The organism is Flavobacterium sp. FlaQc-57, assembly GCF_044007395.1.
Lineage (GTDB): Bacteria > Bacteroidota > Bacteroidia > Flavobacteriales > Flavobacteriaceae > Flavobacterium.
In genome coordinates this window covers 477224-499955 of the sequence record NZ_JBIPDA010000001.1, presented here as the reverse complement: position 1 = coordinate 499955, position 22732 = coordinate 477224, and the positions used below count along the sequence as shown (strand labels likewise).

At 34.1% G+C, this 22732-nt stretch carries 18 protein-coding genes; 12 read left to right on the top strand and 6 right to left on the bottom strand.

Features of this window, described 5'->3' with window-relative positions:
- Positions 1-86: 86 nt before the first annotated feature.
- Positions 87-626 (bottom strand): pyridoxamine 5'-phosphate oxidase family protein, encoded by a 540-nt coding sequence (locus ACHRVZ_RS02040; protein WP_395420465.1) that lies wholly within the window; start codon positions 624-626, stop codon positions 87-89.
- 206 nt (positions 627-832) lie between these two features.
- On the opposite strand from ACHRVZ_RS02040, the gene ACHRVZ_RS02035 reads away from it, so the two are divergent.
- On the top strand, positions 833-1264 hold the full coding sequence (locus tag ACHRVZ_RS02035) for a response regulator (RefSeq protein WP_395420463.1): 432 nt from the start codon (positions 833-835) through the stop codon (positions 1262-1264).
- Positions 1265-1271: 7 nt separating this feature from the next.
- Here ACHRVZ_RS02035 and ACHRVZ_RS02030 read toward each other — a convergent pair whose 3' ends face one another.
- The gene (locus tag ACHRVZ_RS02030; protein WP_395420462.1) at positions 1272-4478 is read right to left on the bottom strand and encodes a PAS domain S-box protein; all 3207 of its coding nucleotides are present in this window, start codon (positions 4476-4478) and stop codon (positions 1272-1274) included.
- Between the two features lie 228 nt (positions 4479-4706).
- On the opposite strand from ACHRVZ_RS02030, the gene ACHRVZ_RS02025 reads away from it, so the two are divergent.
- Complete coding sequence (locus ACHRVZ_RS02025; protein ID WP_395420461.1) at positions 4707-5045, top strand: hypothetical protein; 339 nt, start codon at positions 4707-4709, stop codon at positions 5043-5045.
- 263 nt (positions 5046-5308) lie between these two features.
- A complete protein-coding gene (locus tag ACHRVZ_RS02020; RefSeq protein ID WP_395420460.1) occupies positions 5309-6139 on the top strand; it encodes a hypothetical protein in 831 nt (276 codons plus the stop codon).
- Positions 6140-6267: 128 nt separating this feature from the next.
- On the opposite strand, the gene ACHRVZ_RS02015 is transcribed toward ACHRVZ_RS02020, so the two are convergent.
- Together ACHRVZ_RS02015 and ACHRVZ_RS02010 are read right to left on the bottom strand one after the other, a co-directional pair.
- On the bottom strand, positions 6268-6528 hold the full coding sequence (locus ACHRVZ_RS02015; RefSeq protein ID WP_395420459.1) for a SemiSWEET family sugar transporter: 261 nt from the start codon (positions 6526-6528) through the stop codon (positions 6268-6270).
- A 21-nt stretch (positions 6529-6549) separates the two neighbouring features.
- Positions 6550-7398 carry an SDR family oxidoreductase gene (locus ACHRVZ_RS02010; protein WP_395420458.1) on the bottom strand — a complete coding sequence of 283 codons (849 nt, stop codon included), beginning with the start codon at positions 7396-7398 and terminating at the stop codon, positions 6550-6552.
- A 296-nt stretch (positions 7399-7694) separates the two neighbouring features.
- On the opposite strand from ACHRVZ_RS02010, the gene ACHRVZ_RS02005 reads away from it, so the two are divergent.
- The 5 genes from ACHRVZ_RS02005 (at position 7695) to ACHRVZ_RS01985 (ending at position 14345) form a co-directional block, all read left to right on the top strand.
- A complete protein-coding gene (locus ACHRVZ_RS02005; RefSeq protein ID WP_395420456.1) occupies positions 7695-8906 on the top strand; it encodes a response regulator in 1212 nt (403 codons plus the stop codon).
- 18 nt (positions 8907-8924) lie between these two features.
- Positions 8925-12488: a response regulator gene (locus ACHRVZ_RS02000; RefSeq protein ID WP_395420455.1), complete on the top strand. Its 3564-nt coding sequence runs from the start codon at positions 8925-8927 to the stop codon at positions 12486-12488.
- A gap of 99 nt (positions 12489-12587) precedes the next feature.
- Positions 12588-12953, top strand: coding sequence for a response regulator (locus ACHRVZ_RS01995; protein WP_395420454.1), 366 nt, complete (start codon positions 12588-12590; stop codon positions 12951-12953).
- 7 nt (positions 12954-12960) lie between these two features.
- Positions 12961-13770 carry a CheR family methyltransferase gene (locus ACHRVZ_RS01990; protein WP_395420453.1) on the top strand — a complete coding sequence of 270 codons (810 nt, stop codon included), beginning with the start codon at positions 12961-12963 and terminating at the stop codon, positions 13768-13770.
- Positions 13752-14345, top strand: coding sequence for a chemotaxis protein CheB (locus ACHRVZ_RS01985; protein WP_395420452.1), 594 nt, complete (start codon positions 13752-13754; stop codon positions 14343-14345). The genes ACHRVZ_RS01990 and ACHRVZ_RS01985 overlap by 19 nt, the downstream gene beginning before the upstream one ends.
- Here the strand turns inward: ACHRVZ_RS01985 and ACHRVZ_RS01980 are convergent.
- Both ACHRVZ_RS01980 and ACHRVZ_RS01975 read right to left on the bottom strand, forming a co-directional pair.
- Positions 14342-15115, bottom strand: a complete 774-nt coding sequence (locus ACHRVZ_RS01980) for a porin family protein (RefSeq protein WP_395420450.1) — start codon at positions 15113-15115, stop codon at positions 14342-14344. The two genes, ACHRVZ_RS01985 and ACHRVZ_RS01980, sit on opposite strands and share 4 nt — an antisense overlap.
- A gap of 10 nt (positions 15116-15125) precedes the next feature.
- Complete coding sequence (locus tag ACHRVZ_RS01975; RefSeq protein ID WP_395420449.1) at positions 15126-16247, bottom strand: hypothetical protein; 1122 nt, start codon at positions 16245-16247, stop codon at positions 15126-15128.
- 259 nt (positions 16248-16506) lie between these two features.
- Between ACHRVZ_RS01975 and ACHRVZ_RS01970 the strand changes: the two genes are divergently transcribed.
- From ACHRVZ_RS01970 to ACHRVZ_RS01955, 4 genes are all read left to right on the top strand, one after another.
- Positions 16507-16830 carry a DUF6660 family protein gene (locus ACHRVZ_RS01970; RefSeq protein WP_395420448.1) on the top strand — a complete coding sequence of 108 codons (324 nt, stop codon included), beginning with the start codon at positions 16507-16509 and terminating at the stop codon, positions 16828-16830.
- Positions 16831-16924: 94 nt separating this feature from the next.
- Entirely contained in the window at positions 16925-20056 is a 3132-nt protein-coding gene (locus tag ACHRVZ_RS01965) for an efflux RND transporter permease subunit (RefSeq protein WP_395420446.1), read from the top strand.
- 10 nt (positions 20057-20066) lie between these two features.
- Positions 20067-21317 (top strand): TolC family protein, encoded by a 1251-nt coding sequence (locus ACHRVZ_RS01960; protein ID WP_395420444.1) that lies wholly within the window; start codon positions 20067-20069, stop codon positions 21315-21317.
- A gap of 1 nt (position 21318) precedes the next feature.
- Positions 21319-22554, top strand: a complete 1236-nt coding sequence (locus ACHRVZ_RS01955) for an efflux RND transporter periplasmic adaptor subunit (protein WP_395420443.1) — start codon at positions 21319-21321, stop codon at positions 22552-22554.
- The last annotated feature ends 178 nt before the right edge of the window (positions 22555-22732 follow it).

The following is a 22732-nucleotide window of genomic DNA, read 5'->3' as shown; positions in this document are numbered from 1 at the left end:
AGAAGATGTAAAAAAAGTTTGCAAAGAATTAATTCTTTGCAAACTTTGCGTAAACCTCAGTATTCTTAGCGATTTTTAAAAAAAAACTACAATTTCAAATTACCTTCAATTCCGTCATCCATTGTTTTTCCAGTTACCAAAGCAGTAGCCATTTTAGCTATTGCGACCATTTTACCGTTTTTGTTATTCCAGTAATAACCATCTTCAGGGACTACTTTTATAACACTTAAATTTGGATCATCTTCTCCGCCTGGCATCCAGACTTTTGCAATAGGATTCCATAGTTCTTTAATTGTTTCTCGATCGTACGAAATACTAGCTTCGCCGTGTAGCGTCAGGAATTTATCGTGCGGTTCTGAGAAAAATAGTTCAACTTGAGGATTAAGGCTAATCTCTGCATTGTGACTGCTATTTCTGTCTGATAAAAACCATAACTGACCCAAATCATCAATTTTTTGTACGGCCATTGGCCGCGATTGTAGTCTATGTTCATTGTAGGTGCAAAACATGCACGTTTTTATGTTTTCTGCCAGATCTTTTATTTTTTCGACGGCAAATTCGTTCGTAAGGTCTTTATGATCTCCCATGACTTTATCTTTTAATTTATTAATAATTAAAGCTCTCATTTATTGAGTACTAGAATGTTTTTTTGTAATTAAAACTTGATACTCGTAAAGTTGATGATTTTATAACCTTTGAGCTTATAGAATTAATTTAAAAGATTATGAGATTTCAAGTATCAATATATTATGATCCTAGTCGGAAAGCAATTGATTTATCTGTATATTTAATTATCTTTGAGAAATAAAAATCCCTAATTACAAAATTCTATATGACTGATTTAACTATATTTTACACGGACGATGATGAAGATGACTTGAGTATTTTTACTGATGCGGTCGAATCTTTGTCCAAAAAAATACAGCTTCAGACGTATTCTGGAGGAGAAAAGCTGCTTAATGCAATTTACAATCCACCGCCAACACCACATGTTGTTTTTTTAGATTTGAATATGCCGGGTAAAAACGGCTTTGATGTTCTGACCGAGCTTAAAAATTCGGAAGAAAAGAATGATATTCCGGTAATTATTTTCTCAACCTCAAATGAGCCAAGTATAATTGAAAGATGCCGCACTTTAGGGGCTAATTATTTTATTACAAAGCCTGTTTTGATGAAAGATATAATAAAATCTATCGAGCATGCGCTTGAAATCGATTGGGATAAATTTAAACCAACAGATAAGGATTTTGTTTATAAATCTTAAATAGGCACTATAATTCAGGGATGTAAATATCAAAAGTGGCGCCTTTATCTTTTTCGCCACTTGCTACAATAATCCCTTTATGGTTTTCTACGATTTTTTTTACGATTGCTAAGCCAATTCCGGTTCCTGCAAATTCAGCTTCTGTATTTAAGCGTTTAAATACTTCGAAAATGCGTTCTTTGTATTCTGCATCAAAACCAATTCCGTTATCTGAAATTTTAATATGATAATACATTTTATCAGGAAAATCAACAGCATGTTTGATTGTACTTCCTTTAATTCTTTTGGCTTTGATGTCGACAACAGGAGCAACATCTTTTCTTGAAAATTTCAATGCATTTCCTATCAAATTGTGTAACAGCTGTCTAAACTGAAAAGGAATTACAGTTGCTTCGCCAAGAGAATGAAAATTTATCTGAGCATTTTTTTCTTCAATACGTTCTGAGAAATCACTTTTTATTTCTTCGGCAATATCGTCCAGGTTTACTTTTACAAAAATCCTTTCGTCAGAGTTGGTTCTGGAATATGCTAAAAGATCTTGTATTAAAGTTTGCATTCGTTTTGCTGCAAATTCAATTCGGCTTAAGTAAGTTTTAGCGATTGTAGAGATATTTTGCTCGTCCAAATCGGCTAAGCGACTTGCAAAAGTTTGAATTTTTCTAAGCGGTTCCTGCAAATCGTGACTGGATATATACGCGAAAGATTGCAATTCAATATTCATATTAATCAGATCCCGATTTTTAAGTTCTAGCTGAACGGTTCGTTCTTGAACTACTTTCTCAAGTTGATTTGTAAAATCTTTTTGGTCTTGAATATCAGTACTCGTACCTACCCACATTTGAATTTTTCCTTCAGCATCTTTTTGAGCAATAGCTCGGCTTAATTGCCATCTGTATTCGCCATCGAAACGTCGAAAACGATGTTCCAGTAAAAAGTCATTTCCTGTTTTTATGGCTTCCATCCAAACATTTACATTTTCTTCGCGATCATCCGGATGCACAATTTGTAACCAGCCATCTTTATCGATTTGAGATTTATCAAAACCTGAAAAAGTATAAACAGATTGGTTAAAATAATTCAAATTTCCCAGTGCATCGCTCGTCCAGACAAACTGCGGCATCGAATCAGCAAGAAGCCTGAATTTTTCTTCACTTTTCCTTAAAACTGCCTGATTGTTTTTTTCATCGGTAATATCTAAAACTGTCCCCAGCATTTTTGAAGGCTCTTTGTTTTCATCAAAAAAGATCTTTCCGTGCGCTCTAATCCAGGAAATAGAGTTGTCAGGTTTTATAATGCGTGATTCATATTTGTAAATACTGGTTTTAAGAGCCTGCTGAAAAGCTTTTTCAAGAATGCCTATGTCCTCAGGATGAATTTGACTTAATATTTGCGGACGCGTTAATTGTACTGTTTTATCATGGCCGAAAACGGTCAGTAAATTTTCAGAGTAAATTAGTTTCTGAGTAGGTATATCCAAATCCCAAGTAGCTATTTCAGCAATTTCTGCGGCTAAGCGTGCCCTTTGTTCTGCATCTTCAACTTTTTTACGGGCTTCAACTTTATCAGTAACATCATTTACGGTCACCATTACTCCTGATATTTGACCTTCTTTTTCGAATAACGGCGTATATTGATAATCGAGATAAAATACTTCGAGTTTTCCTTTGATATCGACATATGCTATCGATTCGTTTTCTTTTATAATTTTGCCATTTAGAACCACTTCATCAAGTAATTCAGGGTATTTTTGTTCAATTAGTTCAGGAAAAATGTCCAATAGCGGTTTGCCAATTGTTTCTTCTTCGGTTTTGTGCCAAATGGTATTCATCATCGTATTATTTGCCAATTCGATAATGTGATTTTTTCCTCTAAATATGGCCATAGCAATAGGAGAGTCCATTACTAATTTTCTAAAAGCTTTTTCACTTTCGCTCAATAAATGTCTGGCTTTTACAGCTTCGGTAACTTCATAAGTCACAATTATAACACCTGAAACAGAGTTGTTCTCTTCTCTTAAAGGGTGAAAAACTAAATTAAAATAACAAACTTCCTGTTTGCCGTAACGATTTAAAGTGACCTCTAATTCGTCAGTATAATAAGGAATTCCGTCATTATAAACTTTAGAAAGTAATGGATGAACAATGTTCTTAGCTTCTGGAACTACATCAAATACGGGCTTATTCAGGATCGCATCTTCTGTTTTGTCAACAATCTGAAGGTAAGTGGTATTTGCCATTTCGACAATCAAATCAGCGCCTTTAAGAATAGCAATTCCAAGTGGAACCTGTTTTACGGTATTTCTAAATCGTTTCTCGCTTTCTTCAACAGCATTGCGGGAAATGACCTGAAGCGTAACATCGTTTGCAATAGTAACAATTCCGGAAATTGCCCCGTCAGGTTCTTTTAAAGCTTCATAAACAACATTGATAAAGGTATTTTCGATTTTACCTTTTCGAGTGAGTTTTACCGGAAGTTCATAGGCTGTAAATTTTTCGCCTGTAGTGTAAACGGCCTCTAGAATATCTTCTAAACCCTGACCTGTGGCTTCGGGCAATGCTTCAAAAACGGGTTTATTGATAACGTCTTCTATTTTTCGTTCCCAAATTTCAAGCATCAACTCATTTGCAATTTCTATAATATGATCTTTTCCTCTAAAAATGCACATCGCATTTGGAGTTTGCAAAATATTATTTAAGTAACGTTGATTGCTGTTTTCAAGCTTTTTGAGAATATTAACTTTATCTGTAGTTTCATTACAAATAACAAGTACACCATTTATTTTGCCTTCGTCATTGTTTACAGGGCTGTAGCTAAAAGTCCAGTAAACATCTTCCATTTTTCCGTTTCTGTAAATCGGTAATAACTGATCTTCGTGCCATGTAGCTTCGCCTCGAATAAGAACCTGATCGATTAATGGTTTAATAAAATCCCATATTTCCGGCCAGAATTCAGCGCCTTTTTGACCTAAAATTGCAGGATGTTTACCGTCGTTTCCTAAACTTGGGCGGTATGCATCATTATAAAAGCAAATATGATCCGGTCCCCAAAACAGAAACATTGGAAATTTTGAATTTAACAGAATTCCCAAAGTTGTACGCAAACTTTGAGGCCATGAATCTACAGAACCAACTGAGGTTTTACTCCAGTCTTTAGCACGTGTTAGTGCGCCCATTTCGCCTCCGTTGGCGAGAAAATAGTGGTTTGTAGTATTCATTAAAGTCTATTTTTCTATTAGTTAAAACAATCCCGTTTATTCAATAAAATATTGAAAACTAAATTGATTAAGATTCATTGTTAAAATTAGTAAAATAATTATTGATTTGATTTTGATTTTTTTGAATGAGCTACTATTTAATTCAATCGGGTTAATTTTATTTTATTAAAACAAGGAAATTTGAAGGAACAACAGATTCAAAGGAATCTTAATAAAAAAATTGAAATCATGAAAAAAGAACAGAAACATGAAACCGACTATATAAAAAAGTATCAGGATGAAGGCTATACGTCTAATTATTTATTTGAAGATGGTAGTTTATTAGATTCAGAAACTAAGTATGCCTATAAGCCAAGCGAAATATACATTGTAGCGCATCATCGCTATGAAGGAATGAGTGATCCTGATGATATGTCTATTTTGTACGTAATCGAAACAAAAGACCAAAAAAAAGGAACTCATTTATTAGGATATGGACCAACTGCCGACTTAGAAGAAGCCGAGTTTTTTAAAGATGTACCTAAAGAGAATTATTTTAAAAATGCCGATATCAATTCACTTACATAAGTGATAATGGTTTTTTTAGGTTCAAAGGTGCAGAGGAACAAAGGTTGAGAGAGCGTTTTTTTTCTTATTTAAACTTTGAACCTCTGTACTTTTTTTACTTCCAAATAGACCTCACGTAAAAATTATGAAATATCTACATAAAATTGTATAAAGGTTTGATTAACAATATGTCTGAAATTTGAATTATCAAAATAAGATATAAAAACCAAAGTTAGGTTTTGTACGTAAATAGCTACTAACCGCTTTATTCAAACCAAACCAAAATGAAAAAACTATACTTAAATACAGGAGGATTTGATGCTATTTTTAATGATCTTAAAGATAGTTTTGAGGGAGAACTTACAGTTAATATGAATAAAGAGTTCAGTTTGGTGATAAAGTCAAAGTGGGCGAGAGGGACAATCAACGGAGTTTGCTTTGAAGACAAAATAGTGCATATGAATTTTGATCTTACATTAAACCATGATTTAATGCTGAGTATAGAGTCTTTTCGTTCATCACCAGTATTTTTTGCTCATTGCGAGCGAGGTAATGTACTTCATAGTTTTGGTATTAATGGTGATAAAAAAAGCCTTAAAGAGAATCAAACGGGTATTCTAAGTAATACATCAGTCATTAACAGTGTTTTGTATTTTGAAAGTCACAAACACATTCAATTTTCTTTAATTGGAATACCTACAATAGCTCACAATGATAAAAATTTGGAAGTAATTGCTCAATTGAAAAAACAATTTATCGACGAATCAGGAAGATATATTTACATAGGAGACGATAGTTCAGAAATATCAAAAAAATGGCAAGAACTTAAAACGCTTCCACAACAAGGAATTGTTAGAAATTTACTTAAAAAAATAATCCTGAACGAAATTATTGAGTTAGAGATAGCTCAACATAGTTACAATTATCTTAAAACGTTTGATCCAATTGTAAATTTGGTAACGAAACAAATTGATGGAATCAAAAGAATTTCAAATATGAACCTTTCAGAATTAATTTATGCTGTAGGATTAGCTAGCCGTCACTATTTGCCACGTATTTTTAAAGAAAAATATCATTTATCATATAAGCCGTTCAATCAAAAATTAGCTAGTTAACAGATATTATAAATCGCTACATCATATCTAATAAAAAAAACAGCCTTTTACGGCTGTTTTTTTGTATTAAAAATAAATAAATGGCTTAGGAAATCAGTATCTTAATAACTTAGTGGCTTAAAAAAAAATCACTCTTTTTCGTAGTAAATGATAAAGTATACCATGATTAAATTGAGGCACAAAGAGACGCTATTGGTAATTATTATAGGTAAATCATTTTTTAAGATGCCATAAATAATCCAAATCAAAATTCCGAAAGTGAGGATACTAAAAGTTTTAAGAGAAATTTCTTTTACCTTTTTTGTTTTCCAGACCTTTATAATCTGTGGAATTACAGAAATAGTTACACAAGTTCCTGCAAAAAGTCCGATAATATCAATGAAATTCATGTTTTTTGTTTTTAATAAACGCTATCCGGCAACCAACTCACCGCCATTTATGTGTATAAATTGACCGGTTATATAACTGCTATCTTCACACGCCAGAAATACATAAGCTGGCGCTACTTCTGAGGGTTGTCCAGCTCTTCCCATCGGGTTATCTTTTCCAAAATCGACTAAGGTATCAAAGCTGGCCACGATCAAAGGAGTCCAAATAGGACCAGGTGCAACTCCGTTAACTCTTATTTTTCTTGGTGCAAGAATTTTTGACAACGATTTGGTAAAACTTACAATTGCACCTTTTGTGCTTGCATAATCTATTAAATGTTCGCTGCCACGGTATGCAGTAACAGAGCTTGTATTGATAATGGTATCGTTTTCTTTTAGAAATGGCAGAGCTGCTTTGGTGATATAAAAATAGGGATAAATATTAGTTTCGAACGTTTTGTGAAGTTGCGAAGTTGTAATTTTTTCCAGTTCATTTTGAGGAAATTGAATCGCAGCATTATTTACAATTATGTTTATTTTTTTGAATAACGAATGACATTTTTTTACAGCGGTTTTACAAAATTTATCGTCTTTTAAGTCGCCTCTGATAAGAAGACATTGTTGACCTTCTTTTTCGATAAGTTCTTTTGTTGTCTGTGCATCTTTGTCTTCTTTTAAATAAACGATCGCAATATTTGCGCCTTCTCTGGCAAAATGAACAGCAACACTTCTGCCAATACCACTATCGCCACCAGTTATAAAAGCAACTTTACCCAGCAGTTTTCCGCTACCGGTGTAGTTTTCTCTAATAATTTCCGGTTCAGGAAACATTTGATGTTCGTTACCCGGAAGGTTTTGTTTTTGTTCAGGAAATGTTTTTATCTTTTTCATGCCACTGTGCTTTAGTAATTAATCAGGCTCTAAAATAACTGTTAATCAGGCTAATGATTAACCGAAATAAATTTAAGATTGTCTCAATAAAATTTTACTTCAATTACAAGATGAAACATGGGAATTATATAACGAATTTTATTTTGCAAAAAAGATAGTTCTCTTTTTTTTATCTAAATTTGAGAGTTTATCTTTCGTTATTTAAAATATAGGATCAGCTATCTAAATACCATTTTCAAAAGATAAATTTCAAACCAAAATATGAGAATTCATAAAATTTTACTCCTAAAGACAGCATGGTATTAATTGTAGACGATATAAAAGCGAATATAATTGCTTTAAAAAAAACATTGGAATTGCATAATATCGATGTTGATACTGCCGAGTCAGGAGAGGAAGCTCTGAAGAAAATTCTAAAAACAAATTATTGTCTGATTATTATGGATGTTCAAATGCCGGGACTTGATGGCTTTGAAGTTGTAAAAATCCTTTCGGGCAATAAAAGAACCAAAGATATTCCGGTTATATTTTTATCAGCTTTAAACATCGAAAAAAAATACATTTTTAAAGGATATGAAACTGGTGCCGTTGAATATATTACCAAGCCTGTTGATTCGGATTTGCTGATCTTGAAAGTAAAAACGTTCCTTAAAATTTACGAACAGCAAAATGAATTAAAAGGAATAAAAGACCTTTTGTCTAAAGAAATCAAAATTCGCAAAGAAGCACAAGATAATCTCGAAATTAAAATTGCAGAAAGAACCAAAGAACTGGTTCTGAAAAATGAAGAATTGGAAATGAAAAATCATGAACTGCAACAATTTTCATGGGTAGTTTCGCATGATTTAAATGAGCCCATCCGAAAAATTCAAATCTTTATTAAAATCATCAAAGAACTTTATTTGGCAGATGACGCAAAAGCTGTTGATTATGTAGATCGAACAATTAAATCTGCCGAAAGAATGCAGACTTTAATAACGGATCTTTTGGCTTATTCCAGATTATCATCGCAGGTTAAACCTGAAATGACCGACTTAAATGTGGTTTTGCAAGAAGTACTTTCAGATTTTGATTATCTCATTGAACGAAAAAATGCCACGATTAAAACAAGCGAACTTCCAACAATAGATAGTATTCCGAGCCAGTTGAGGCAGGTTTTTCAGAATTTGATTGGAAACGCATTGAAATTCTCAGGAAACTCAGAACATCCTTTAATTGAAATCACTTCAGAATTAATCTCAAATAAGTCGTTTGACAGTCCCGTTTCTCCAGACGGAAAATTTTGCCGAATTATAGTAAAAGATAACGGAATTGGTTTTGATGAAATTTATCTGGATCGAATATTCATTATTTTTCAGAGTCTAAACGACCGCCAGTCATACGAAGGAACCGGCATTGGTTTGGCAATTGCAAAAAAAATCATAGAAAAACATAACGGATTAATTACAGCAAAAAGTCAGGTAGGAAAGGGTGCAAGTTTTATTATTGTACTCCCTCTAAAATACTAATAAATATAATTTAAAAGAATGAAGAACAACTTTAAAAGGAATTTATTAATTAGCTCATTAGTTTCATTATTGGTATTAATGGTTAGCTCTACGGCCTCATTTTTAAGTATCAGAAGTTTATTAGACAGTAATTCTTGGGTAAAACATACGCAAGAGGTTATTTATAATCTAAACGAAGGCTCGGCATTAATTACTGAAGCACAAACCAGTATGCGTGGTTATTTGATAACCGGCGATGAACAGTTTGTAGATCGATATCATGAATCAGAAAAAAAATCAAATAGTTATTTTGATAAGCTGGGAGAACTCACGGTTGACAATCCTGCACAGCAAAAGCAGTTAAAAGAATTGAATGTTCTCAGAGATAACTTTTTTAAATATCTAAACAATCAAATTGTCAAAAAACGCCTTGGAAAAACAACGGTTACGTTTGATCTCAATGAGGGCAGAAAAATGATGACCGAATTGCGTGAGCGTATTAAAATAGTAGAATCTACAGAGCAAAACCTTTTAAAAATACGAAATGAAAATTCAGACCGCTACGGTTTTTACAGCATCATTTTAATTATTTTAGCTTTTGTAATTGCCTTTGTAATTTCGATAGTGTTTTTGTTTCGAATTTTAAAAGATTATAATGAGCGTGCTCTGCTTCAACTTGAATTAGAAAAAAAGGATAGAGAAACGGCTGAAAGAATTGAAGCAATTAGTACCATTGCCGGTAATATTTCTAAAGGAAACTACGATATTCGAGTAGATGATACCAAGTCAGATGCTCTTGGAAGTGTTGGAGAATCGCTTAATAATATGGGTGTTTCCTTAAAAACATCATTTGATTTATTGTCTCAAAAAGAATGGATGCAGACCGGTTTGGCCAGTTTGAATAATGTAATGTTGGGGGATAAAACACTTCAGAAATTATCAAAAGATGTTATCGAATTTTTATGCCAATATACCAATAGCAGTGCAGGTGTATTGTACGTTTTAGAAGAAGATGAACTTTATGTTGCGGGAGGTTACAGCTATATACCGAGTAAAAATCGCGAACGCATTAAGAAAGGCGAAGGTTTGATTGGTCAGGCAATTACTTCTCGAAAAATACTTGAATTGAAGACTTTATCTCCCGATGATATTCAGATTAATTATGCTTTAGGGCAGATAAAACCAACACATATTGTGGCTGTTCCGTTATTGGATACCAGAATTGAAGGTGCGGTTGAATTGGCGAGTATTTATGGATTTTCAGAATTACATTTAGAATTTTTTAAAAGCGTTTCGAATAATATCGGAATTGCCATTAAAGCGACTCAAAACAGAAAAAGAGTACTGGAATTATTAGAAGAAACTAAATCTCAGTCGGAGGAACTTCAAATACAGCATAGCGAGTTAGAAGCAATAAATGCTGAATTAGAAGCGCAAACAGAAAAGCTTCAGGCTTCAGAAGAAGAACTTCGCGTACAACAAGAAGAATTAGAACAAACGAATGAAGAATTGTCTGAAAGAAGTGTTTTGTTGGAAGAAAGAAATAATGAAATCCAAAAGAAATCGGAAGCTTTAGAATTGACAACTCGTTATAAATCAGAATTCCTGGCAAATATGTCGCATGAATTAAGAACGCCTCTGAATTCGATTTTACTTTTGAGCCGATTGTTGTCTGAAAACAACAATAAAAGCATGGTTGCCGAAGAAATTGAGTTTGCAAAAGTGATTCAGAGTTCCGGAAACAGTTTATTGGGCTTAATTGATGAGATTTTGGATTTGTCTAAAATCGAGGCCGGAAAAATGGAAATGGAGTTTTTAGATGTTTCGACTAAAGAAATCACCGATAATTTGTGGAATCTGTTTCATCTGATCGCAAAGGAAAAAGGAATTACGTTTGAAATTATTTCTAAAGACGCGCCAATTGTCATTAAAACTGATAAAATGAGATTGGAGCAAATCTTGAAAAATCTAATTTCGAATGCAATTAAATTTACAGAAAAAGGAACGGTTAGCTTAGAAATCAAAATAAATACAGATGATGATAAAATCATTTGTTTTATTGTAAAAGATACCGGGATCGGAATTCCGTTAGAAAAACAACCACTTGTTTTCGAAGCGTTTCAGCAAGCTGATGGTTCAACCAAACGTAAATATGGCGGTACTGGTTTAGGGCTTTCTATTAGTAGAGAATTGGCAAAATTGCTTCGTAGCGAAATCATCTTGCACAGTAAGGTTGATGAAGGAAGTACGTTTACTTTATGTATGCCTATTTTTGGATCTGCAATTCACGAAATTAATGTAGAGAAAATTCCACCAACAGATTTTACAGAAATAGAAGAAGAAAAACCGGCAAAAAACACCTATATAAGTGCTGTTATTCCTGATGAAATTGAAGACGACAGAGATGCAATTAAAGCAGGAGATAAAGTGATTTTGATTGTAGAAGACGATATTAATTTTGCCAAATCATTATTGGCTTTTAGCAGAAAAAAAGGCTACAAAGGAGTTGTTTCAGTACGAGGTGATTATGCACTAAATTTTACTTTGCTTTATAAACCGGTTGGTGTTTTATTAGATATAGAATTACCAATAAAAAGCGGATGGCAAGTTCTTGAAGAGTTAAAAAATCATGCCGAAACCAAACATATTCCTGTTCATATTATGTCATCGCATAAGTTGAAACAAGAAAGTTTGCTAAAAGGCGCTGTAGATTTCTTAGATAAACCGGTAGCTTTTGATAGAATTCCGGATGTCTTTTTACGAATCGAACACATTATTAATAAAGAAGCGCAAAAGGTTTTAATTATAGAAGACAACCCAAAACATGCCAAAGCTTTGGCGTATTTCTTAGAAACGTACAATATAAATTCAGAGATTAAAAGTGAAGTTTCTCAAGGTTTAGAAGCTTTAAACAAAACAGAAGTTGATTGTGTGATTCTCGATATGGGAATTCCGGACAAACATGCGTATGAGATTCTAGACGGAGTAAAGAAAAACCCGGGATTAGAAAACTTACCGGTTATTGTATTTACGGGTAAAAGTTTGTCGATGAAAGAAGAAGTAAAAATTAAAAAGTATGCCGATTCGATTATCGTAAAAACAGCACATTCATACCAAAGAATGCTCGACGAAGTATCACTTTTTCTTCATTTGGTTGAAGATAAAAAAGACGCAAAAAATAAAAAAGAAAGCTATAAAAAGTTAAATTTACTAAACAATATTTTGCACGAAAAAAAGGTATTAATTGTAGATGACGATGTTCGTAATATTTATTCCTTGACAAAAGCGTTAGAAGTTTTTAAGATGAATGTTATTACAGCTTTTGATGGCAAAGAAGCGATTAAAATTTTAAGCGAAAATCCTGATACAGATATTGTTTTATTAGATATGATGATGCCAAACATGGACGGTTATGAAACTGCCGAAAAAATGCGTGTTAATCCTAAATTTTTGAATTTGCCAATTATTGCGGTAACAGCAAAAGCGATGACAGGAGACAGAGAAAAATGTATTAAAGCAGGAGCGTCAGATTACATTACAAAACCTGTAGATATTGACCAATTGCTGTCTTTATTGCGCGTTTGGCTTTACGATAAAATATAATAAATAATTAACCGCATTTTTTAAGAAAGAAATTTTTTTGAATCTTTTAAATATGTGGTGGGAAAAATAAAAAAGAAACCAATAAAAAAAGTGGGTAATATGACTAAAAAAAGACTTTTAATTATTGATGATGATTCTAGAAATATTTTTGCTTTAGAAAACACTTTGCGTGCCAAATCATACGATTGCTTGTCTTGTTTAAGTGCTGAAGAAGCCCTGAAATTATTAGAAACTGAAGAAATCATTGATGCTGTTTTAATTGATATGATGATGCCGGAAATGGACGGTTATGATGCAATTCCGTTAATAAAAAAGATTCCATCGCGAGAATCTACTTTTATTGTTGCAGTGACGGCGCAGGCAATGGCCGGCGATAAAGAAAAATGTTTGGGTGCTGGAGCAGATGAATACATCTCAAAACCAGTAGATGTAGATAAATTACTGCTTATTTTGAGCAAAATTTGAGTGAATCATGATTAAGGATATCGAATTAGAAACGCTTATTAATGACGTTTATGAATATTACGGTTTTGACTTTGGCAGTTATTCCAGAGCATCATTAAAAAGGCGCGTAAACAGAGTAATGCAGTTAGATGGATTTACTCAGTTTCATGAATTTCTCTCAAAAGTTCGATACGATCCGGAATATTATAAAAGAATGGTTGATGAAATCACGGTAAATGTTACCGAGATGTTTCGTGATCCCGCCTTTTATGCCGTATTAAGAAATGAAATTTTACCATTATTAGGTACAAAACCTTTTATCAGGTTATGGCATGCAGGCTGCTCAACTGGCGAAGAAGTGTATTCGATGGCAATAATGCTCAAAGAAGCCGGTTTACTTCATAAATCTATAATTTATGCCACAGATATTAATGCCACAGTCTTAGAGACAGCCAAAAAAGGAATTTTCCCATTAAGAATGATGAAGGAATACTCCGAGAATTATCGCATTGCAGGCGGTCAGGAAGACTTTTCGAGTTATTATATTGCAAATTACGGAATCGCTAAGTTTAATGAAGAGCTGGCAACAAAAATGGTTTTTTCGCAGCACAATTTAGTCTCAGATACTTCATTTAATGAGTTCGATCTTATTTTATGCCGCAATGTTTTAATTTACTTTGACAATGATCTTCAAAAAAGAGTTATTAATTTATTTGATGAAAGTTTGGCGGTTTTGGGCTTTTTAGCACTTGGAACAAAAGAAACCTTAAAATATTCTATAGATCCAAATAAATACAAACAGCTGGATAAAGAAAAAATATGGAGAAAAGTAAAATAGTAACAGACTGTAAAGTTTTGATAATTGGGGGATCTGCAGGAAGCCTAAACGTTTTAATGCAGGTTTTACCCGAAATACCGCAACTGAATGATTTTGCGATTGTATTAGTACTTCATCGAAAGAGTACAGATGATCAAACTTTAGAGGATTTACTCAAATTGAAATCAAACATAAAAGTAAAACCAGTTGAAGATAAAGTGCCTCTTGTATCAGGGTTTCTTTATATCGCGCCATCTAACTATCACTTATTGTTCGAAAAAAATCAAACACTCTCTTTAGACACTTCAGAGAAAATAAACTACAGTCGCCCAAGTATCGACGTTTCATTTGAGTCGGCTGCCGAAATTTATGGAAAATCCTTAGTTGGAATTTTATTATCGGGTTCCAATTCTGACGGAACCAGGGGATTACAAACCATTCAGGCTTCGGGTGGAACAATTGCAGTTCAAAATCCGCTTTCTGCCGAAATGCCGTTTATGCCCAACAATGCCATTTTGCACACCAATCCTGATTTTATTCTCAACAAAGAAGAAATACTTCATTTTATTAGCTCAATAAATAAAAAACAAGATTAGTTACCCGGTTTAGGCGCTTCGTCTTCCGGAAGAATAATTTTGTTCAGTTCCGCTTCCTTATCAGCTCTTCTTTGTGCCGCTTTTCCTTTTCCAATCGGAATTCCGGCTGTTACATACAAAGATCTGTTGTAAACATTTGGACCGTCTCCCTTCATAACAGGAACCAATCCGTAATAATATTGAACCGTAACATTTAAACCGTTACCAACATTCATATGATAACCTGCGCCAAGAGCAACGCCGGCATCGATAACACGTATTTGATCCCGAATATTTTTTTTGTAAACCACATCGTCTTTGTTCACCTCTTTAGTAAACTGATCAAAAGCTTTCGATAATAACCCGAATTGAGGTCCGGTTTTTAAATAGATTCTATTCTTGAACTGGTATTTAATTAAAATAGGAACATTAAAGTAGCGAATCTCACGATTGACACTTCCACCGGCAAATGTATTGTCTAAATTTTCATCATTTAAAGAATATACCGGAATCCCGTGTGCGCCCATAGGTGATTTAACGATAACACCGGTATTAATCATCCAGGCCGGATTTTTTCGTGAACGAATGTCAAAATAAAAACCAAGATTAAAACCAGGCTCAGTGCCAGAGCTATTCAGATCAGTAATAGTCGAGAAGTTGGCTCCGCCCTCCAATCCAAATTCTAAAAAGGGCGAATTAAGTTTGTCTCCAAAAATTAAGGAAATTAAAACTTGTGAGTGCGCAGGGGCGAAGCAAAACAATGCAATAAGTAATAATAAACCTTTTTTCATAAAATTGGGATTAAAGTCCAAAACGATACTGAAGACCGCATAAAACTTGAGTACGGGTTCCTAAGAATCCGGTTTCTAATCTAAACATCACGTGTTTGTTGTATTGGAACTGTGTTCCAACAATAAAATTCCACAAATCTTTAGGAGCTTTTTGTAATGAATATTGTACTGTTGATGATCCGGCTGTACTTAAAGCACCGTCTAATGTTGTTAAAAAATTACCTGCAGAAACTAAGGCTCTGTTTGCAGTATTGTGTTTTGCAATATTTGCAGGATTGTTTTGTTGAGCAGTTGTTAAACCGTTCCACCAAGTATCAACTTTAGTTTGATTTTCGGATACTTTATTTAAACCGTTGTCTACCTTTTCCTGAGCATTGTCTAAATTTAAAACGTCAGATAAAGCTATATTTCCCTGTGTATTTCCTTCTATATGAACCCTAAAACCACCAACCCATGCGGCAATATTTCTTTCGGGTTTACGCAGTTTAAATGTTTTACCCAATCTAGGTCCAAAAATATAAGAAAAAGCAGGTTTGTTTAGAGCACTAACATCGCTCCAGGACATATTCATATCAAGTGCCAACCAGCCACCGCCAATACCAATAGTAGGTGTTAATCCTAGTCCAAAAGTAGTAGCGTCAAAATTTGCTTTAGTATTAAAACTGGCAATTTGCGACCAATTATTATCAGCATCAGGAATCCAGATTCCCGCATTTATTTTGGTTGTTGGTTTTGCTTTTCCAAAAATTCCGTAGACATTTAAAAATGGAAGCAGCCAAATATCGGGTCTAATCGTAATAGCGCCTGCTTCTACAGAAGATTTGTCAAAACGAACAATTTCATCTAAATCATATAGTGGTCCATTATTGAAGCCTACTTGAAGGTTTTTTATTGTAATTTCTGAATCCTGCCAGAAGTAGTTAATAGAAAGTCCTGCAGAATAAGGCAAATTGTATCCTTTTTTTGCTACTTTTTCTCCCCAAATAGGAAGTGCATAAGGATATTCAACTTCCTTAAGACTATCTTTTAGCTGTTGGTTTTTTTCGCCTACTATTTTATCGGTGTAAACCTGTGCAAAAAATGGTACAGCAAAAAATAATAAAAACACGGTGATTAATGATTTAAATTTCATTGATTTGATGTATAATATTAATTATTAGAACGCTTGTAGAAAGTGGAAAAAGTTTTTTGCAAATATAATGTTTTTCTTACAAAATATAATATGTTTTAGTATTGGTATTAATTGAATTTAACTTTTATTAATACGTTAATTAGTGTTAAAGTTAATTAAAAAAATATTCTCTTGTTCTTTTTTTATCTAAAATTAGTTAATAATCAGCTTGGTATGATATTTTTTGAAAGTTAGCAGAATAAATATTACTTTTACAAACGTGAAATGGATTACTATTATATTGTCAATTTATTTAATGGCGCTTTCAAATATGCCTTGTGCAGATATGGAAGTAAATAGTGCCGCGCATAAAACAGCGCAATTTTCATCAGAAGCCAATCATACGCATGATAAAAGCAATGATTTATGTTCGCCGTTTTGCGCGTGTAATTGTTGTGGTGCGCAGGTTTTAAGTTACCAAACTTCGGTAACTTTCGATTTTCCTGTAGCATTTTCAATTATTTCAATACAATTACCAACATACAAGTCAGTATATACTTCTAATTTCTACGGAAGTATTTGGCAACCTCCTCAAATAGCATAATGATTCCCAATTAATTTGGGGTAGAGATCTGTGGGTTTACCACATAATTAATAGACAAAATTTTGTCTAATTTCTCACGTCATTATATATTCAAATGTTAGATAAAATCATACAATTTAGTATAAAGAATAAGTTCATTATACTATTATTTACCCTTGTTTTAATAGCTTGGGGAAGCTATTCGCTTAAAAAACTACCTCTTGATGCTTTGCCGGATATTACCAATAATCAGGTGCAAATTATTACTACTGCACCCACATTGGCAAGTCAGGAAGTCGAGCAATTAATTACTTATCCGCTTGAACAAGCTGTAAAAACAGTTCCGGATATTATAGAACTTCGAAGTATTTCCCGTTTTGGACTTTCTGTTGTTACTGTTGTCTTTGAGGACGATGTTGACATTTACTGGGCAAGAGAACAAATATTTCAACGTTTAAAACAAGCAGAAGAAAATATTCCGAAATATGCAGGTACGCCGGAGTTAGCGCCAATTACCACAGGTTTAGGTGAGATTTACCAATACGATGTTTATGCCAAAAAAGGGTATGAAAATAAATACGATGCGGTAAAATTAAGAACCATTCAGGATTGGATTATTATTCCGCAATTGCAAGGTGTTAAAGGTGTTGCCGACGTAAGTACCTGGGGCGGAAAATTAAAACAATATGAAATCGCCGTTAATCCGAATACATTGAACAGTTTAGGTGTTACGATTACGGAAATTTTTGAAGCTTTAGAAAAAAACAATCAAAATACTGGTGGTGCTTATATCGAAAAGGATCAATTGGCCTACTTCATTCGCGGTGTCGGAATGGCGAAGGGAACGAAAGATCTGGGAAATGTGGTGGTGAAAAACCGAAATGGTTCGCCGGTTTTAGTTCGTGATGTAGCTGAAGTTCGCGAAGGCGTTGCGTTGCGTTACGGAGCATCAACCAAAGACGGAAAAGGAGAAATCGTTTCGGGTATGGTTTTGATGTTGAAAGGCGAAAATTCAAGTGCAGTTGTTCATCGTGTTAAAGAAAGAATGATTCAGATTAATAAAAGTTTACCTGAAGGTGTCGTTGCCGAAGCTTTTATTGACAGAGGAAAATTAGTTGATAATGCCATTGGAACGGTAACAAAGAACTTATTGGAAGGTGCACTCATCGTAATCTTTGTCTTGATTTTATTTCTTGGTAATCTTCGTGCGGGTTTAATTGTAGCTTCAGTTATTCCGTTAGCCATGCTTTTTGCGGTTATTTTAATGAATGCCTTTGGCGTAAGCGGAAACTTAATGAGCTTAGGTGCAATCGACTTTGGTATTATTGTCGACGGAGCCGTGATTATTGTCGAAGCTACAATGCATCATTTGCAGAAACTCAAACGAAAAAAGGAATTAACGCAAAGCGAAATGGACGATGAAGTTTATGAGTCGGCTTCAAAAATAAGAAATAGTGCTGCCTTTGGAGAAATTATCATCCTGATCGTTTACCTGCCTATCTTGGCTTTAGTTGGTACAGAAGGTAAAATGTTTAAACCTATGGCAATGACGGTTGGTTTTGCTGTTGCAGGAGCATTTATACTTTCATTGACTTATGTACCTATGATGAGCGCTTTGTTCTTGTCTAAAAATACTGAACACAAAGAAAATTTCAGTGATCGAATGATGGCTTGGTTAGAAGGAATTTATACGCCATTTTTAGAAAAAGCATTACAGTTTAAAAAGATCGTTTTAGGAGTATCACTTGGTTTATTTGCACTCGGATTAATTGTTTTTAACACTATGGGAGGCGAATTTATTCCAACAATTGAAGAAGGCGATTTGGCAATAAACGCGACAATTATGACCGGAAGTTCGCTTACGCAGATGGTCGAAACCACTACAAAATACGAACAAATCTTAAAAGCTAAATTCCCTGAAATTAAGACAATTGTAACCAAAATCGGAAGTGGAGAAATCCCTACAGATCCAATGCCAATTGAAAGCGGGGATTTAATTATTGTTTTAAAAGACAAAAAAGAATGGAAAGGGAAGTATCGTAATTGGGAAGAGTTGGCAAATGCGATGAAAGAAGAAATGGAAATAATTCCGGGGGCTAATATTGAGATTTCGCAACCCATACAGATGCGATTTAATGAGTTAATGACCGGAAGCCGAAGTGATATTGCGATTAAGATTTTTGGTGATGATTTAGAGATTCTCGATGCTAAAGCCACAGAGTTAATTTCGAAAATTAAAAAGATTGATGGAATAGGAGATCTAAAAGCTGATAAAGTAACAGGTTTGCCTCAAATTACAATCAAATACGATTATAATAAAATTGCCTTATACGGACTTAATATTTCAGATATCAATCAAATAATTCGCTCTTCATTTGCTGGCGAAAGTGCCGGTAAAATCTACGACGAAAGTAAAAGATTTGATGTTGTTGTGCGTATGAATCAGGACAATAGAGCTGATATTACTGATGTTAGTAATTTGTTTATTCCGTTGCCAAACGGACAACAAGTACCACTTTCACAAGTCGCTACAGTAGATTATGAGCAAGGTCCGGTGCAGGTAACGCGCGAGGATGGAAAACGCAGAATTACGGTTGGTTTAAATGTTCGTGGTCGCGACATTAAAAGTGTTGTAGAAGAAATTCAACAAAAACTAGACAAAGATTTTAAACTGCCGGCGGGGTATTATGTAACCTATGGCGGACAATTTGAAAATTTAATCGAAGCAACAAAGCGACTTTCGGTAGCATTACCAATCGCTTTAGGACTAATATTGGTATTGCTTTATTTTACTTTTAAAAGTTTCAAACAAGCAGGATTGATTTTTACGGCAATTCCATTATCAGCAATTGGAGGCGTTTTTGCACTCTGGATGCGCGGAATGCCATTTAGTATTTCGGCAGGTATTGGTTTTATTGCTTTGTTTGGAATTGCGGTTTTAAACGGGATTGTATTAATATCCTATTTCAATCAGCTTAAAACAGAAGGCATATTAGATCCGCTGCAAAGAGTATTAATTGGAACCAAAACCAGATTACGTCCTGTTTTAATGACAGCAGCCGTTGCTTCGTTAGGATTTTTGCCAATGGCTTTATCGACAAGTGGAGGAGCCGAGGTTCAAAAACCTTTGGCAACAGTAGTTATTGGAGGTTTATTCTCTGCAACATTACTGACGTTAATTGTTCTGCCAATTTTGTATTTATTATTGGAAAAGGGAATTAACCGCAAAGAACGCGAAGAAATTTAAAAAGAGAGAAATGAAAAATATACTATATAATACAAACACAACCCCCTTTGCGAACTCTGCGAAAAAACTTTTGCGCGCTTTGCGGTTAAGTACGTTTCTATTAGCAAGCACTTTGACATCGGCGCAAGCCCAAATATCATTAGAGAAAGCAATTGAATTGGCAAAATCAAACAATATCGATTTAAAAATTGCCGATAAAGAAATAGAAAAACAAACCGTTCTAAAAAAGACCGCTTTTCAGCCGGAACCTCTCGAAGTACAATATCAGGGAGGGCAATTTAATAGCGCTGATTACGATCATAATGTTTCGATTCAACAGTTTTTCCCGATAGGAAACATCACCAAAGCCAATCGACAATTGCAGGAAGAATTGGTGAAATTGGCAGAAAAACAAAAAGCACTTTCATCGTACGAAATTGAAAAAGCCGTAACGTTGGCGTATTATCAATATTTGTATGGTGTTTCGATTCAGAAATTAAATGCAGAGCTAAATGAGATTTATACCAAATTTCTAAAAAATGCAGAACTCCGTTTTCAAACTGGCGAAAGTGGCAATATTGAAGTAATTAGTGCAAAGGCGAAAGTGAAAGAAATTGAAACGCAAAAAGCACAATTAGAATTTGATTTGGCTATTTATCAAAAGCAATTGCAGTTTTTTATTCAGACCGATGAAAATATTGTTCCTGATGATAAAACGTCCTTGCAGTATTCAATTGTAAAAGAGGGAGGAAACTCAAAAATCGAAGGTTTAATGACTGATTATTATCAGCAGCAAATTTCAGTCTACCAGAAAGAAGCCAGTACACATAAAGCCATGCGTACACCTAAACTGGGATTGGGGTATTTTGCACAAACTATTGATACAAAATCTTTATACCAGGGTTTTACGGCAGGACTTCAGATTCCGTTGTTCGGAGGTGTTAATACTGCTAAGGCACAAGCTTCGGCGATTAGTATTTCGCAGTCGCAATTGGCTTTAGATAAAAATAAACTAAAGTTAAATCTGCAAAAACAAGAGTTGCAAAACAATTTCAAAAAACAACAAAAATCATTAGATTATTATCAGACAGAAGGGCTGCAATATGCGAGTCAGATTATTAATACGGCACAAAAAAGTTATGCGAATGGTGATATGAGTTATTGGTCGTACATCAGTTTCTTGAATCAGGCAATTGATATTAAAAAGCAATATGCTGAGGCTACTCATAATTATAATCAAAGTGCCATCGAACTTCAATTTCCAACTATCAAAAACAATTAAAATGAAAAATATATTTGAAAATTTAACCGCAAAGATCGCTAAGGTTTTATCGCAAAGAAAATTAGCTTATTGCTTATTGCTTATAGCGTACAGCGGAATGTTAACTTCTTGCAATGAAAAGAAAACTGAAGAAACACATGAAGAAGAAAAACCTCAAAAAGAAGTTGCTTTAACAGCATCTCAATACAAAACAGTTGGGATCGAAACCGGAATTGTTGAGAATAGAAATCTCAACAAAGTCATAAAGGCAAATGGTTACACGACAGTTCCGCCACAAAATTCTGCCGAAGTTTCGACTTTGATAGGAGGGACGATTAAAGATATTTTTGTTTTGGAAGGGACTTATGTAAACAAGGGAAAAGTTTTGGCAACAATTCAAAATTTAGAAGTAATCGAAATGCAGGAAGATTATCATTCGGCTACAGCTAATATTGAATATTTGCAATTAGAATACAACCGTCAGAAAACCTTGAGTGACGAGAATGTAAATCCGAGGAAAACATTTCAGGAAGTAAAATCAAAATTAGCAGCGGAAAGAGCAAGAGCACAAGCAGCGAAAAATAAGTTAGATGCCTTGCACGTAAGCACAAAAGGAAGCACGTCGCTAGTTCCAATTGTGGCACCAATTAGTGGTTATGTGGGTAAAATAAGCATTGCAAAAGGCGCTTATGCACAAACTGGCGTTGCCTTGTTTGAAGTTGTAGACAATAGTCAAATGCACTTAGACCTGAATGTATATGAAAAAGATTTGGGTTCTATTTCGATTGGGCAAGTAATTGATTTTGTATTGACGAATCAATCAAACAAATCGATTAAAGGAAAGATCTTCGGAATCAATAAATCTTTTTCTAATGAAAGTAAAACAGTTGCCGTTCATGCTAAAATCGAATCTGCTGATGCCAAAGGTTTAATTCCGGGAATGTACGTTTCGGCAAATATTAACATCACAAATGCTACTGTACCGGCCTTGCCAAAAGATGCCGTAGTTCGAAATGCAGATAAATATTTTGTTTTTATTGAAGAGAAACATGAACATGAAGAAAAGAAAACAGGAACTGAAGCAAAACATGAAGAGGAAATACACTTTAAAGCAATTGAAGTTATTCCCGGAACCACAGATTTAGGTTTTACCGAAGTGAAATTTATAAATCCGGTACCTGCTGATGCAAAAATTGTTACAAAAGGCGCTTTTTATTTACTTTCAGCGATGATAGGCGGAGGTGAACATACACATTAAAAAAGGTTTCAGGTTTTCTTTGTTTCAGGTTTTATGTTGGGTTAGTCGCGAGGTTTACAAATTTGAAACCTGAAACAAAAATCTTTGCAGCTGTGCAAGATTAAATAAAACGTTAGTTATAGACAATTGGCCCAAAATCCGTAAATTTAGAACATATTATGACAAAGTTTGAACTTGA